10 protein-coding genes and 1 pseudogene are annotated in these 14351 nt (G+C 71.0%); 6 read left to right on the forward strand and 5 right to left on the reverse strand.

Features of this window, described 5'->3' with window-relative positions; all coding sequences use genetic code 11:
• Positions 1 to 84: 84 nt before the first annotated feature.
• The gene (locus ACIP67_RS21720) at positions 85 to 1041 is read right to left on the reverse strand and encodes a GlxA family transcriptional regulator (protein WP_401693743.1); all 957 of its coding nucleotides are present in this window, start codon (positions 1039 to 1041) and stop codon (positions 85 to 87) included.
• Positions 1042 to 1072: 31 nt separating this feature from the next.
• On the opposite strand from ACIP67_RS21720, the gene ACIP67_RS21725 reads away from it, so the two are divergent.
• On the forward strand, positions 1073 to 1546 hold the full coding sequence (locus ACIP67_RS21725; protein WP_401693744.1) for a GNAT family N-acetyltransferase: 474 nt from the start codon (positions 1073 to 1075) through the stop codon (positions 1544 to 1546).
• A 250-nt stretch (positions 1547 to 1796) separates the two neighbouring features.
• On the opposite strand, the gene ACIP67_RS21730 is transcribed toward ACIP67_RS21725, so the two are convergent.
• On the reverse strand, positions 1797 to 2927 hold the full coding sequence (locus tag ACIP67_RS21730; protein ID WP_401693745.1) for a sulfite oxidase: 1131 nt from the start codon (positions 2925 to 2927) through the stop codon (positions 1797 to 1799).
• A gap of 321 nt (positions 2928 to 3248) precedes the next feature.
• Between ACIP67_RS21730 and ACIP67_RS21735 the strand changes: the two genes are divergently transcribed.
• The 4 genes from ACIP67_RS21735 to ACIP67_RS21750 all read left to right on the forward strand — a co-directional run bounded on the left by ACIP67_RS21735 (position 3249) and on the right by ACIP67_RS21750 (position 10022).
• Complete coding sequence (locus ACIP67_RS21735) at positions 3249 to 6110, forward strand: peroxidase family protein (protein WP_401693746.1); 2862 nt, start codon at positions 3249 to 3251, stop codon at positions 6108 to 6110.
• Between the two features lie 13 nt (positions 6111 to 6123).
• Positions 6124 to 7497, forward strand: coding sequence for a hypothetical protein (locus ACIP67_RS21740; RefSeq protein ID WP_401693748.1), 1374 nt, complete (start codon positions 6124 to 6126; stop codon positions 7495 to 7497).
• A 47-nt stretch (positions 7498 to 7544) separates the two neighbouring features.
• Positions 7545 to 9254 (forward strand): thiamine pyrophosphate-binding protein, encoded by a 1710-nt coding sequence (locus tag ACIP67_RS21745; RefSeq protein WP_401693750.1) that lies wholly within the window; start codon positions 7545 to 7547, stop codon positions 9252 to 9254.
• A 156-nt stretch (positions 9255 to 9410) separates the two neighbouring features.
• Entirely contained in the window at positions 9411 to 10022 is a 612-nt protein-coding gene (locus tag ACIP67_RS21750) for a GNAT family N-acetyltransferase (protein ID WP_401693752.1), read from the forward strand.
• Positions 10023 to 10146: 124 nt separating this feature from the next.
• On the opposite strand, the gene ACIP67_RS21755 is transcribed toward ACIP67_RS21750, so the two are convergent.
• Positions 10147 to 10632, reverse strand: a complete 486-nt coding sequence (locus ACIP67_RS21755; protein ID WP_401693754.1) for a hypothetical protein — start codon at positions 10630 to 10632, stop codon at positions 10147 to 10149.
• Between the two features lie 212 nt (positions 10633 to 10844).
• Between ACIP67_RS21755 and ACIP67_RS21760 the strand changes: the two are divergent.
• Positions 10845 to 11522: pseudogene (locus ACIP67_RS21760) on the forward strand (DUF4397 domain-containing protein); the annotation flags it as partial.
• A gap of 182 nt (positions 11523 to 11704) precedes the next feature.
• Here the strand turns inward: ACIP67_RS21760 and ACIP67_RS21765 are convergent.
• Together ACIP67_RS21765 and ACIP67_RS21770 are read right to left on the reverse strand one after the other, a co-directional pair.
• Positions 11705 to 13510 carry an FUSC family protein gene (locus ACIP67_RS21765; protein WP_401693756.1) on the reverse strand — a complete coding sequence of 602 codons (1806 nt, stop codon included), beginning with the start codon at positions 13508 to 13510 and terminating at the stop codon, positions 11705 to 11707.
• A 71-nt stretch (positions 13511 to 13581) separates the two neighbouring features.
• Positions 13582 to 14343, reverse strand: a complete 762-nt coding sequence (locus tag ACIP67_RS21770) for an IclR family transcriptional regulator (protein WP_401693758.1) — start codon at positions 14341 to 14343, stop codon at positions 13582 to 13584.
• Between the last annotated feature and the right edge of the window lie 8 nt (positions 14344 to 14351).

Below are 14351 nucleotides of genomic sequence, written 5' to 3' on the forward strand. Positions count from 1 at the left end.
CGGTGCCGGGTCGCGCCAGGCGGTGCCGGGTCGCGCCAGGCGGTGCCGGGTCCCGCCAGGTGGTGCCGGGGGGTGTCGGGCGGGTTACTCGCCCCGGGTGAAGGTGCGCCGGTACTCGCTCGGTGTGGTGCCGAGGATGCGTTGGAAGTGCAGGCGCAGGTTCGCACCGGTGCCGAGCCCGACGTCGGCGGCGATCTGTTCGACGCTGCGCTGCGAGCGCTCGAGCAGTTCGCGGGCCAGATCGATGCGGGCGCGCATCACCCACTGCATCGGCGTGTAGCCGGTCTCCTCGACGAAGCGCCGGGAGAAGGTGCGCGGCGACACCCCCGCCTGCCGCGCCAGTACGTCGAGGGTGAGGGGCTCGCCGAGCCGGTGCAGCGCCCACTCGCGGGTGGTGGCGAACCGCTCGCCGAGCGGCTCGGGGACGCTGCGCGGCACGTACTGGGCCTGGCCGCCGCTGCGGTAGGGGGCCGCGACCAGACGCCGGGCCGCGTGGTTGGACGCGGCCACGCCGAGGTCGCCGCGCAGGATGTGCAGGCACAGGTCGATGCCGGAGGCGGCGCCGGCCGAGGTGAGCACGCTGCCCTCGTCGACGAACAGCACGTTCTCGTCGACCCGGACGAGCGGATGCCGGGCCGCGAGTGCCCGCGTGTAGTGCCAGTGCGTCGTGGCGCGTCTGCCGTCGAGCAGGCCCGTGGCGGCCAGCGCGAAGGCGCCCGTCGAGATGGCGGCGAGCCGCCCGCCCCGGTCGTGGGCGGCGATCAGGGCGTCGACCACGGCCTGCGGCGGGTCGTCGCGGTCCGGGAACCGGTAACCGGGGACGAAGACGATGTCGGCCCACGCGAGCGCGTCGAGGCCGTGGGCGACGTAGTACGCGAGGCCGTCGCCGCCGGTCACGGGACCGGGTGTCGCCCCGCACACCCGCACCTCGTACGGCATGCTCGCGCGGGTCGTGAAGACCTGCGCGGGAATTCCGACATCGAGCGGCTTCGCCCCCTCGAGCACAAGGACGGCGACGCGATGCAGGCGGGACACTGGCACAGGGAGAGGTTACCGGGGCAAGGCTCCTGCCATGATTCGTGTCATGCGCACACGGATCACACAGGCCGGGACAGCCGACATCCGTCAGGTTCTCGCTGATCACCACCGGTACTGGGGAGACCGCGACCTCAGGTCCCTGCACCTTCCGGCGCTGGTGCAGGAGTTCGGTGAAACCTGTCTGGTCGCCCGAGCCGAGGACGGCATTCACGGGTACGTCATCGGGTTCGTCACCCCGACCGGCACCGGATACGTACACCTCATCGCCACTCGGGACGACGCCCGCGGCACCGGTCTCGGGCGCCGTCTGTATGCGGCGTTCGCCGACGCCGCTCACCACCACGGCGCGCTGCGACTGAAGGCGATCACGTCACTCGGAAACACGGGCTCGATCGCATTCCATCGCCGCCTCGGTTTCGACGCGAAGACCGTCGACGACTACAACGGTCCGGGCCAAGCCATGGTCGTCTTCGACCGCGTTCTGCCGTTCGACGCAGCGCAGCCCTGAGCGACCGGCCGTCCCCTCGCCGGCAATCGCTCCCCGGGCCCCGAGCTCTGAGTGCTGGCAGCACCGGTGGGAGCTTGGGGTGCTCTCCGGGATGAGGATGCGATGGCGCTGGCGAAGTCCGGGGGCGCTCCGGACAGGGCGACGCCCGGGCGGGGATTTCCTGTCCGGGCTTTGAGGCAGGCTCGGTGTCGGATGGTGCCGGCGCCGATGGGTGTCGTGCTCGTCGGGGACGCACAGCCAGGCTGTGCGGTCATGCGCGGTCAGCGGGGTCGGGACAGAGCACCGGCACCCGCTGGACGAGGTTGTTGGCGAACCCGCCTCGGTTCCACGGCTGTTCCAGTGGCTGGGTGCTCCCCGCCGCGTCGCGGGCACGGGTGCTCAGGACATGGTCGCCGGGGACGGCGGACCACGGGAAGGACCACCGGCGCCAGGCCCATCGGTGTCTGTGATCCGGTTCCAGCTCGGCCGGGTTCCACGTCGCGCCGCCGTCTGCGCTCACCTCCACCGACGTCACCGGGGCGCGCCCCGACCAGGCCCGTCCTTCCAGGAGGACCGGGCCGGGCGCGACCACCCGCGTCCTGGACATGAAGTCGGGGAAGCCCGGCGGGATCAGCAGTGCCCGGGGAGCGATGCGGGTGACCGGCTCGCCCGCCTCCTCGGGTACCTGCCTGACCCGGTAGGCCACGGATTGCTGGAAGCCGGTGAACGGTGTGTCGACGACCGTGATGTCCCGCAGCCACTTCACCTGGGCCATCCCGTACCAGCCGGGCACCACCAGGCGCAGCGGGCTGCCGTGCTGGGGCGGCAGAGGTTCGCCGTTCATCGCGTAGGCCACCAGGACCGTGGGCTCGTCGCCGACGGCGACGTCGAGGGGAAGACTGCGCCGGTAGTCCTGTTCGACACCGCGTTCCACGCCGTGGTCCGCCCCGGTGAACACGACGTCGACCACGTCGGACGCGACCCCGGCTTCGTCGAGGAGCAGCCGCAGCGGCACGCCCGTCCAGTCCGCCGTGCCGACGGCTTCGACCAGCCACGGCTGGCTCACCGGCCTCGGCGTCAGCAAGGCCCTGCCGTTGCCCGCGCACTCCATCGTCACGCGCGTGGTGACCGTGGGGTAGGCGCGCAGCTGCGACGGCGAGAGGCTGAGCGCGCGCCGTACGCGGCCGCTCACCGTCAGCCGCCAGGCGGATGCGTCCGGTACATGGGGGATGTCGTAGTGCGTCAGGAGGTAGTGAAGGCCCGGCGGGGTGACGTCGTGGCGCATGGCCTCCAGGGGCATGCCATGGTTCCGGGCGGCAAGAGCCAGTTCGTCCTGCCCCAGGCCCTCGCCGGGTGTGGCCAACCGGGCGGGAGCGCTCACGTCGCCGAGTCGACGCCCCATGCCCTGATTGTCCCCTTCCCGTGCCGTCCCTGCATCGGCGGCCGACACGCGCCCGCGCCGCGCCCGCGCGGAGACGTTCGGGCGTGGAACGTCGGACGGGGAACGTCGGGCGGGGAACGTCGGACGGAGAAGTTCGGCGGGGGAGAGGCCGGGGCGGGCGCGTGGTGGTCGGCGTCGGCGTCGACGTCGACCGAGCAGGCGGACCACCGACCGCTGACCGCTGACCGCTGACCACCGACCGCCGACCGCCGACCCGGTCGGCATCCTCCGTATGCCCTGCTCCACGAGACAGCGCCTCCGGCGTCCGAGAGTGTTTGGGGCATGCGCGATAACCAGCAGTACGAGCGGTACGTCGGCGGCAGTCCGGAGGCCGAGCGCCTGATCTTCGAGCGGCTCGCACGGGACCTGCTGCGAGTGCAGCTGAAGTCGATGAAGCGCAGCGGCTCCGCGGCCCTCCAGCGGACTTTTCACGCCAAGTCGGTCCTGGGCGTGGAGAACGCCGGACTGAGGTTCCGCGACGATCTTCCCGCCGAGTTGCGCACGGGTTTCGCCAGGCCCGGAGCCGAGTATCCGGTCACGGTCCGGCTGTCCAACGCCAGCGGTGTCCGTCAGCCCGACCACACGCCCGACCTGCGCGGTGCGGCGCTGCGCGTCGAAGTCGGTCCCGACGAGATCCACGATCTGCTGATGACGAGCTTCCCGGTCTCCCATGCGCGCAACGCGCGCGAGTTCGTCGTGTTCGCGAAGGCCATGGCAGGTGCGGACTCCCGGCTCCGCAAGGCGTTCGCGTTCTTCGTCGAGCTGCCCCTGGCCGTCGGCTGGTCCACGGCCACGCGCATGCGGCGCAACGTGTCCACGGCAGCCCGGCGCCCGGTGCGCAGCCTGGCACTGGAGACGTACTGGAGCCGCGGCGCCATCCTGTGGGGCGACGCCGGACCGGTGCGGTATCAGCTGCGCCCCGCCGCCGGAGCCCCAGCGGCCCCGGATCCGTCCCGCACGGACCCCGACTACCTGCGGCGTGAGCTCGCGCGCCGGCTGCGTCAGGCGGACGTCGTCTTCGACGTGTGTGTGCAGCGCTACGTGGACGGCAGGCGCACGCCCATCGAGGACGGCGCCGCCGAGTGGAAGGAGGAGGACGCCCCCGTCCTGCCGGTGGCGACCCTGACGATCCCGCGCCAGGACGTGGACACCGCCGTGGCGCGTGCCGTGGGCTCACGGATCGACCAGCTGGCGTTCAATCCGTGGAACACCACCGACGCCTTCCGCCCCCTGGGCAACCTCAACCGGGCACGCAAGGTCGCCTACGAAGCCGCCGGCGACCACCGGCTGGGCCACCGCTTCGTCACCCTCGAGCCGCGGCGCAACACACTGCTCGGACTCCCGCTGCGGGCCTTCTTCCGCGCCGTCAACCGCTTCGTCCCGTGGCACCGGCTGCCCACCCGGCCCGGCCTGCTCAACCTCATGGCCTTCCGGCAGACGCTGCGCCGCCGCAACCTCCTCGACACCGATCTCCACGAGGCCCCACCCGCGGCCCGGCCCGCACCGGTCCCGATCGACGAGGCCCTGCGGACCCGGCGCAGCTACGACGGCTCCTGGAACGACCTCTCGGCACCCGCGATGGGCGCCGTCGGCGCCACCTTCGGCCGCAACATGCCGCCGGTCCATCGACCGGACCTGTTCGACACGCCCAACCCGGTCACCGTCAGCAGGCAACTGCTGCACCGCGAGGGGTTCGTTCCAGCGACGTCGTTGAACGTCATCGCCGCCGCGTGGATCCAGTTCCAGGTGCACGACTGGGTCGACCATCAGCGTCACCCCGTCGGCGAGAAGTCGGTGGAGGTGCCGCTGCCCCCCGGCATGACCTGGCGCAACACCCCTGGCGGAGCGCCGGAGAAGGTGATGCGCTTCGCCGAGAACAAGGCCCTGTACCAGCCCGGCGGGGGGCAGCCGCCGACGTTCGCGAGCGCCGTCTCGCACTGGTGGGACGGCTCGGAGATCTACGGCAGCACCGAATCGGTCGCGAAGTCCCTGCGTGAGCCCGACGGCCGCGCCGAACTGCGGCTGGAGGAGGGACACCTCCCGCTCGGCAACGGCCTCCCGGTCACGGGCTTCCGCGACAGCTGGTGGCTCGGCCTGAGTGCGATGACGACGCTGTTCGCCCGTGAGCACAACGCCGTCTGCCGGGCGCTGCGTGACGAGTACCCGCACATGGACGAGGACCGCATCTACCACACGGCGCGACTTGTCGTCGCCGCGCTGATCGCCAAGATCCACACAGTCGAGTGGACACCGGCGATCCTCGCCACCAAGGCGATCGACATCGCCCTGAAGACCAACTGGCAGGGCCCGCCCAAGACCTGGCTCGACCAACTGGGCACCTGGCTCTTCGAGGCGCACGACCTCGGTGGGATTCCCCGCACCCTGCCCGATCACCACGGTGCGCCCTACTCCCTCACGGAGGAGTTCACCACCGTCTACCGGCTGCACCCGCTCCTCCCGGACGACTTCGAGATCGTCGACCACCGGTTCGGCCACCGGCTCGACACCCTGACGTTCAACGGTCTTCAGGGTGCCGCCGCGGAGCCGCTCATCCGCAAGACCGGTCTGGCGGACACGCTCTACTCCTTGGGAATCGCCCATCCCGGGGCGATCACCCTGAACAACTTCCCCCGTGCCCTCCAGGCGTTCGAGCGCGACGGAGAGGTGATCGACCTGTCGGTGGTCGACCTGGTGCGCACCCGGCGCCGCGGCGTCCCGCGCTACAACGACTTCCTGTCCGGCCTGCACAAGCCGCGCATCCGGCGGTTCGAAGACCTCTCCCACGACCCGGAGACGGTCGTCCGCCTGAAGGACGTGTACCGCTCGGTCGACGACATCGACACCATGGTGGGGCTCTTCGCCGAGAATCCCCCCACCGGCTTCGGATTCAGCGACACCGCCTTCCGCGTCTTCATCCTGATGGCCAGCCGTCGGCTGCAGAGCGACCGCTTCCTCACCGTCGACTTCAGGCCCGAGGTCTACACACCGCTGGGCATGGACTGGATCGAACGGGGCGGCATGACGAGCGTCATCCAGCGGCACTGCCCCGAGCTGGCGAGCCTCCTCCCGCGTACGGCCAGCGCCTTCGCGCCCTGGCGCGCTGTCCAGCCCGTGCGCAACCACGGCGACGCGGACCACGGCTGATCGGGGGAAGGACATGTCGGTACAGCAGAGAGCCGGGCACGCCGGCCTCGAGGACCTCCTGGCCCGGCCGCTCTGGGAGACCGTCTTCGCACGACGCACCCACCGGGTCAGCAAAGGCGCGTCCGTCCCCGCCAGGTCGATGAGCTACGACTCCCCGCACCGGCCGCAGCCCCTGGGAGAGCTGGAAGAGGCCGTGCTCATCGCCCTCACCGGCTGCTCCGGACTCAGCATGCCCGACCGGCCCTTCGAGGACCCGCGCGATCACCAGCCCATCATGGCCAAGCCGAACCTCAACATGGTGGGGCGTACGGCAGGCAGCCCCGACAACGCGCAGGGCACCCACTTCTTCATGATCAACGACAGTGGGACGTACTACCTGAGGAAGCTGCCCCCGTCTCCCCGGCCGGGATTCGATCCCGACACGCTGATCGAGCGGGCCGGCCAGGCGAAGGTACGGGTACTGGACCACCGCCTGGACGTCGCCGAGGGCATGCGCGACTTCCCCGCCTACCTCGACTCCAACCGCTTCCTGTCCAACCTCCGGGGCACCACGGTCTTCCTGCCGGTCGTCGACCTCTCCCACCAGTACATCAACGCGCTGATGTACCTGCTGACCCAGCCCGAGGGAGCCCGGCCCACCTTCGTCGACGACCGCAACTTCTACCGCCCGGCCGGGGTGCGGAAGTGGGTGCGCAACGGCTTCCTCAACCCCGACCTCAAGCTGCCGCTCGGCGCTCTGGGGCCGATGCGCACCCAGGTGGAAGCCGATCTGCTGCTGCAGAACATGATGCTGGTCGCGGACGCCATGGGACTCGGCGCCTGGATCCACGCGTCGATCAACCCTCAGATCATGCTGGGCGACCCGAAGTTCTCCCGCGCCTACGGACGCATGCTGGGCTTCGACTTCGTCACCCCGCGCTTCCGGCCCGCCGACATCCTGCGCTGGCAGGTGCCGCTGCCGAAGTACGCGGCCTTGCGCGCCCACCCGGTGGGACTGCGGGCCGGCGGCGAACACCTCATCAAGGGCGCCTGTCCCCCCAACTACCCGTCGATGGAGGCCGCCGTCGACGCGGTGGTGCGGAGCAAGTTCGGCAAGGGCGGCATCTACGAGGACAAGGAGGTCTTCAGCCGCATCTACAAGGACGGGTACGCACCCCGTTACCTCGAAGAGGCAGGCGAGTACGACCAACGGGTGATCGACTGCGCGCGGGACGTCTGCGTGTACGTCCACGCCACCCACGGGCGCTTCCCGGCACACACCGACGCCCTCCACGTACCCGGCATCTGGCTGCAGACGCACCACCTGGAATCCGAGTACTACGAGCGGTTCTTCCGCAGCGGCCTGACCGACGCCCACCGCGGCCACGCCGCGCGATGGGACCGGTAGCAGCCGCCCCCTCGCGAACCCCGCAAGCACGAACCGAAGGATGCGCCATGCAGGTCTACGAAGCCATCGTCAAGGGGCTGGAAGGCATCGGCGTGCGGGCCGCCTTCGGCGGTGCCGGGGAGAACGCCGCCGGCCTGATGCTGGCCCTGAAGCATTCCGGGCGGATCCGGCCGATCATCACGCGACACGAGCAGGCCGCGTCCTTCATGGCCTGCGGCTACGCCATGTACACCAACCGGCTGGGATTCTGCTTCGCGACCGCCGGCCCCGGTGCGTTCAACCTGTTCTCCGGGCTGGCCATGGCGATGTCCGACTCATACCCGGTCCTCGCCGTCTCCGGATACGCGTCGCGGACATGGCAGGGATGGGGATCGCTCAACGAGACCTCGGGCCTCAACCGCACGCCCGACTCGCAGGCGATGTTCGCGGCCACCACCAAGAAGTCCTTCCTGCTCACCGACATCGACGACACGTGCGACGTCCTCGAGGAAGCGGTCAACATCGCCTTCGAGGGCAGACCCGGGCCCGTGCACATCCATGTCCCCGAGGACCTCACCCACCGCGGTGTCGAGGTCACGAACTTCCGGCCCGTCCGGCTCGACGTCGCACCGGTGCTGCCCGATCCGGCGCGCGTGGAGGAGATCGCGTCGGTGCTGGCCGACGCGCTGGCGGAGCGGAAACGGATCGTGGCCCTCGTCGGCTTCGGCGCGGTCCGCAGCGGAGCGGGACCGCAGGTCAAGCGATTGATCGAGCGGTTCCAGATCCCTTTGCTCACCACGCTGGACGGCAAGGGCATCGTGTCCGAGGGGCACCCGCTCGCCGTGGGCGTCTTCGCGGACAGCGGCCACTCCAGTGCCTGGAAGGCGTTCCGTGAGGCCGACATCGTGCTGTGCATCGGGAACTCCCTCAACCAGCACGCGACGTTCAACTACCGCGAAGACCTCTTCAAGGACAAGCTGCTCATCCACGTGAACATCTCCGAGACGGAGTTCCGCAAGGCGTACCGGCCCGACCACGAGCTCCTCGGCGACGCCCGCCCGGCGGTGGAGGCCCTGGCCGACGCGCTGGAGAGGAAGGTGGTCGGCGACGTGCCGGCGGCCGATGTCGAGCGCCGGGACTACGAGGCCCGGCACATCACCCACCTGACCGGGAAGATCCACCCGGGCCGGCTCGCGCAGACGATCGGCCGGATGCTGCCGCCGCACGCCGTCCTGCTCGCGGACGCGGGCGCCCACCTGGCCTGGCTCGGCTACTACGTGGAGCTGGAGGAGGGACAGAACTTCCGCAAGGCCGGCTCCTTCGGGCCGATGGCCGGGCACGTCAACGGGGCCATCGGTCTGAAGGTCGCGCACCCGGAACGGACCGTCGTCGTCGGCTGCGGCGACGGGTGCTACTCCCTGTCCGGTTTCGAGCTGATGACCGCCGTCGAGAACGACATCCCCGTCATCTGGGTCATCTTCGACGACGAGGAGTTCAAGCTGATCAAACTCTTCCAGCTCGTGACCTACCGGGAGAGTGCCCTCGTCGAGTTCCGTAACCCGGACTTCGCGGCGTACGCGCGTGCGTGCGGCGCCGACGGCTACCGCGTCGAGACGCTCGACGAGTTCGAGGAAGCGTTCCGTGCGGCTCTCGCCTCCGGCCGGCCCACCGTCATCGATGCGAGGATCACCCGCTGGGCGGTCCCCCACTACAGCCCCTCACCCGACGGCGTGATCGACGCCCTCGTGGAAGCCGTCGAGAAACGCTTCCGCGACTGATCGACCGGGTCCCCGAGGCGGCGGCCGACGGCTCCGGCCGACGAGCCGCGGCCGGGGCGGCCGCCGTCCGTCCTGCTCGACCGGGCCGACCCTTGTCGCCCGGGGCCGGCGGTCAGTAGGTTCGGCCCACCGAAGTCGGAGCGGAGGGTTGCCTGGATGCTCACCTTGACCGCGATCGCCGATGACCCGCTCGTCCTGACGCGGCCCGTGAGCCTGGACGACGGTCCGGATGTCGTCTGCCGCCCGCTCACGCACGACGACGCGGATGCTCTGGCTGCCTTCCTCACGGGACTGTCCGCCGAATCGAGGCGACTGAGTACGTTCGACGGGTACGGCCTCGGGGCTGCCCGGGAACTCTGTGACGCGATCGCCCGTTACGACAAGCTCAGGCTGGTGCTCGACGAGGTGCCGTCCGGCAGGATCGTCGGCCTCCTGGAACTCAGCCTCGATCTGCACCCGTCGGACATCGCCCGCTATCGCAAGGCGGGCATCCACCCGGCGGCGACGGACTGCCGCTTCGGCCCGACCCTGGCCGACGACTATCAGGGGAAGGGGGTGGGGACACGGGTCTTCCCGCTCATCGCCGACGTCGCACGGCGCTTCGGCAAGAAGAGGATCATCCTGTGGGGTGGCGTCCTGGCCGACAACCCGCGCGCCATTCGCTACTACGAGAAGCAGGGCTTCCGAACCGTCGGCTCGTTCACCGGCGTCGACGGCGCGCGCTCACTCGACATGATCCTCGACCTGTGTCCGTCGCCGGGCCGGTGACGGCCCTCGCCCAGGGTTCCGTGGCACGCGCGCAGCCTTCGCCGGCACGGGACAGGGCTGCCGGGACCGCCGGTCGCAGTGGGCCCGGTGCGGTGCTCGCGCCGAGCCCGGGCGCACGCGGGAATCAGGTCTCCTCGTCGGCGCGGCCCTCTCCCACCATGTACCGCCAGACCAGGGAGTGAGCCAAGGTGATCAGGACGATCAGCATGAGTGCCTCGGTCTGGATGGGGCGCAGTCCGACGTGCCGGGCGAGTTCCGGGAAAGCGCCGACGACGGCGATCAGGGCGTAGAGCAGTGCGGCGGCGGCCTGCTGCCAGGTGATGAAGTGGTCGCCGCGTGAGCGGGCCAGCAGCCACAGGGTGCACACGCAGCCGATCACGGACAGGACGATGAAGGCCGTCCGCCAGATTCGCGGCTGCTCGGTGCCGCCGACCTGGGCGAACAGGCCCATCAGGGCGGGCAGCAGGAAGGACAGGTAGATCCCGCCGACGACACGGCGCAGGGCGGGGTCGCGCATCCAGTCGGTGTGGCTCTGGACGACGTTCCACCACAGGCCGACCAGGGCGAAGCAGGTGGTGGAGAAAAGGGCGTAAAAGGTGCTGACATCCATGAACGACGAGGATGGCAGCGCTCCGGGCCCCGGCGGGCGCCACACGCCCACGGAGCGTCCCCGCACCACCAGGGCACCACCCGACTGGGCACCGACGACACGGCCGGCGTCATCGACACCTCTTCATTCCCACGGAAGTGAAACCGCCCCGCCCCTCACCGCCGAATGCCCTTCACACAGCCCACCGAGGAAAATGTGCGGAAGGAAGCGTCATGACGTCTCGGACTTTTACCACCTGTGTCGGCATGGGCACGATCACCGCCCTGGTGTTCGCCTGCGCGGTCCCGGCGCTCGCCCAGCCCTCGCCCGCCGATACGGGAAAGGCGACGGTCAGCGTGCTGCACGCGGTGCCGGGGCTCACGGTCGACGTCTACGCGGGCGACCGGCAACTGGTGCCCGACTTCGAGCCCGGCACCCTGACCGAGCCCCGGCAACTGGACGCCGGTTCGTACGACATCAGGATCTTCGAGGACGGGCAGGGACCTGACGGCACCCCGGCCGTCCAGAAGAAGATCGACGTGCCCGCGGGGGCCGACGCGACGGTCGTGGCCCATCTCGCGGAGAACGGCACCCCGGCACTGGACGCCTTCGTCAACGACGTGTCGAAGGTCGAGGCGGGCAAGGCCCGGCTCACCGTCCGGCACGTCGCCGCGGCGCCCGCGGTCGACGTACGTGCCGACGGCACCCCGGTGTTCGAGGACCTGGCCAATCCGGACGAAGCCATGGCCGAGGTACCGGCCGGAACGGTCCGGGCCGACGTGGTGCCGGCCGGCACGGACACCGTCGTCATCGGCCCCGCCGACCTGGACCTCGCCGCAGGCACCAGCACGGTCGTCTACGCCTGGGGCAGCGCCGACGACAAGAGTCTCCGGCTGAAGACACAGACGTTCGACGAGTAGCCCGGCCGCCCCGGCCGGCGCGCCCGCGGAGCGGAGTGCCTGCCGGGACCCCGGGCGACAGCACCCGCGGTGGGGGCCGCCCCCCGGCGTGCGCGCGATGACGGATCGCGGGACCTGCCGGGGAACCGCATCGCGGGCGGCACGGGACCATCGACGGCCCCATGCGGGCTCAGTCAGGCGGGCCACAGGGGAACGGACATCCTCCACCTGTGCGTCGTCGTACCGCAGGAGAGGGCGTCGCGGGTCTTTTCGACGGTGGCGACCACGCAGACTGCGTGCACCAGGTCGGTGGTCCGTGGCTCGGGCTTCCACCGGGTGAGCAGGAGCACGTCCCGCGCGGCACCGGCGGACAGGGCCGTGGCGGCATCGGGGTGCCAGACCGCGGCCAGCGCATCATGGGCCAGGTCGCCCACGGCCCGGTCGACGGGAAGCCAGGCAGCCAGCGCCGGGTCGTCGGCGAGTGCGCGGATGAGCATCCCGTTGTGCCGTTCACGTTCGTAGGCGACGTCACGGCGGGCCTGCCGAGCCTCGGAGGAGGCCGGGTCGCCCCGGTCGATGCAGGCGAGCAGCCGGGCAATGGCGTCCACCGTGCGGTGGTACTGGCGGATCTGGGCGGCCCGGGGCCCGCGCCGTCCGGTGGACCACAGGACGACCAGCGCCACACCGCAGCCGGTCAGGGTCTCGACGACGCGGTCGGCGAACAGGTGGCCGACCGCCGGGTCGGGTGAGGAGGCGGTGTTCGCCATCATCGCCATCGCTGTCACCGCTACGACGGCGAGCGTGTACTGCCGGCTGAGCAACAGGTTCATCCCGTACACACCGATCAGCAGGATGACCACTTGCCCGGACCTGGTCGGGCCCAGGGACCAGACCCCGGCCACCACGAGGACCCCGAACAGGGTGCCGAGGACGCGGTGCAGGGCCCGTTCGAGGGCGAAGTCCCGGGCGGCGCCGGAGTGCAGTACGACGGCCGAGGACAGCACGGCCCAATACGGGTGCCCGATCCCCAGGAACTGGGCGACCAGCACAGCGGCCCCGGCGGACAGGGCGTTGCGGCCGGCGGTGAGGCGGGCCGGGGAGTGTCGGTCCAGGGCGTGCCCGAGCAGCCGGCGCGGTGCCGGTCGTCCGACGTGACTGTCTCGCGTCTCCTCGTATCCGGCGACGGTTCCGGGAAAGTGGTCGGCCACCAACCGGTGGGCCAGTCTCGACTCGATGTGCAGCAGGTCGTCGACGAGCGCGCGGTGCGCGGCGTTGCGGGCGTGCGCGGCGCGGAGCATGCCCCAGGCCCGGTGGACGGCACCGGTGGCGTGGTCGCGGGCGGTGAGCAGGGGCTCGTCGGTCTGGCCGTCGGGGCGCCCGGGCATTCTGGTGCCGTCTGGGTGCGCGGGCATCCGGGCGTAGGTGTCGACGGCGTCCCGGGCGGCAGCCACCGCGCTCCGCTCGGGGTGGCGTGGACGCACCGCCAGGTCGGCGAAGCTGAGCAGGCCGGTCAAGAGGGCGGAGCAGAAGGTGACAAGAACGATCTGCCATGCGTTGTCGGTGTGGCTGCCCAGATAGGCGCCCAGGGCGCAGGCGAAGAACGTGTTCAGCGGCCCGGGCCCTGGCCCGACCACGAAGGCGTAGTACAGGGTGACGGCCACCAGGGTGACGACGGCCAGGGTCGGGGCCATCAGCCAGGGCAGGGGCGAGATCAGTACTCCGAGCGCCATCGAGCCGGGCAGGACGCAGGCCACGACCGAGAAGGTGCGGATGCGGGAGCGGAGCGGCCGGCCGGTGTTCCACAGGGCGATCAGGGATCCGAACAGGGCCATCGGACCCACGTCCAGGCCCGCGATCGCGGTGATCACCAGGACGGGGACGGCCATCACCAGCGAGGTGTACAGGGCCGTACGCCACTGCCCCGGAGCCGGTGTGCAACGGAGGAAGGTGACGATGCGGGCGCGTGTCCCGCTGGTGGCCTGGGCCGAGCCGGGCGGCATGGGGGAGGGGTCTCCTTCGGGTTGCTGTCGGGTGCCGGCCACCGCGGGTACGACGTCGGGCGCCTCGCGCGTCAGGTGGCCGACGGGCGCAGGAGCCCGGCGGCCCCGCGCAGGGCCGCGGCGTGCCGGGCACGCTCCAGACCGCCGCCCCGGTCCGCGGGCATGGACGCCATCAGGGCCAGCCGGTCCCGCCAGCTGTTGCCGGTCAACGGCACGGCGACGGCGTTCATGCCCTGCACCGACTCGCCGACGCTGTCGGCATGGCCGAGTGTGCGGATACGGGCCAGTTCGGAGAGCAGGGCCGTACGGGAGACCACGGTGTGCTCGGTGACGCCGGTCAGCCGCTCACGCGGGTAGAGGGCGCAGACCTGTTCGGTCGTCAGCTGTGCGAGCAGCACCTTGCCGGCCGACGTGGCGTGCGCGGGGTGGGCGCGGCCGATCTCCAGGACCGCGCGCACCGGGTGGGGCGACTCCCGGCCGTCGGTGATGATGACCTGGTCGCCGATCAGAGCGGCGGTGCTGATGGTCTCACCGGTGGCGGTGGCGGCCGCGTCCAGGACCGCCTGGAGGCGGGTCCTGGTCTCGGGGTCGTAGCCGGCCGGCCGGCCGAGCGTGACCAGTTCGGGCCCCGCCGAGTAGCCGCGTCCCGAGGCGTCACGGGCAGCGAAGCCGCGGGCCTCCAGGGTGCTGAGCACCCGGTGCGCGGTGGAGCGGGCCACGGCCAGTTCCCTGGCGGCCTCGGTGACCGAGAGGGTGTCATGGGTGAGGAACAGCCGCATCATGCGCAGTCCGGTGTCCAGTGACTCGATGACGTAGCTCTTGGTGTCGGCCACGGTGTCCT

This window comes from Streptomyces sp. NPDC088812 (assembly GCF_044750285.1).
Classification (GTDB): Bacteria; Actinomycetota; Actinomycetes; order Streptomycetales; family Streptomycetaceae; genus Streptomyces.

What these genes read in the sequence shown, in the direction of transcription:
- ACIP67_RS21745 (WP_401693750.1), top strand. Translation starts at nt 7,545, where the DNA reads ATGCAGGTCTACGAAGCCATCGTCAAGGGGCTGGAAGGCATCGGCGTG.
- ACIP67_RS21740 (WP_401693748.1), top strand. Translation starts at nt 6,124, where the DNA reads ATGTCGGTACAGCAGAGAGCCGGGCACGCCGGCCTCGAGGACCTCCTG.
- ACIP67_RS21755 (WP_401693754.1), bottom strand. Translation starts at nt 10,632, where the DNA reads ATGGATGTCAGCACCTTTTACGCCCTTTTCTCCACCACCTGCTTCGCC.
- ACIP67_RS21750 (WP_401693752.1), top strand. Translation starts at nt 9,411, where the DNA reads ATGCTCACCTTGACCGCGATCGCCGATGACCCGCTCGTCCTGACGCGG.
- ACIP67_RS21730 (WP_401693745.1), bottom strand. Translation starts at nt 2,927, where the DNA reads ATGGGGCGTCGACTCGGCGACGTGAGCGCTCCCGCCCGGTTGGCCACA.
- ACIP67_RS21765 (WP_401693756.1), bottom strand. Translation starts at nt 13,510, where the DNA reads ATGCCGCCCGGCTCGGCCCAGGCCACCAGCGGGACACGCGCCCGCATC.
- ACIP67_RS21735 (WP_401693746.1), top strand. Translation starts at nt 3,249, where the DNA reads ATGCGCGATAACCAGCAGTACGAGCGGTACGTCGGCGGCAGTCCGGAG.
- ACIP67_RS21725 (WP_401693744.1), top strand. Translation starts at nt 1,073, where the DNA reads ATGATTCGTGTCATGCGCACACGGATCACACAGGCCGGGACAGCCGAC.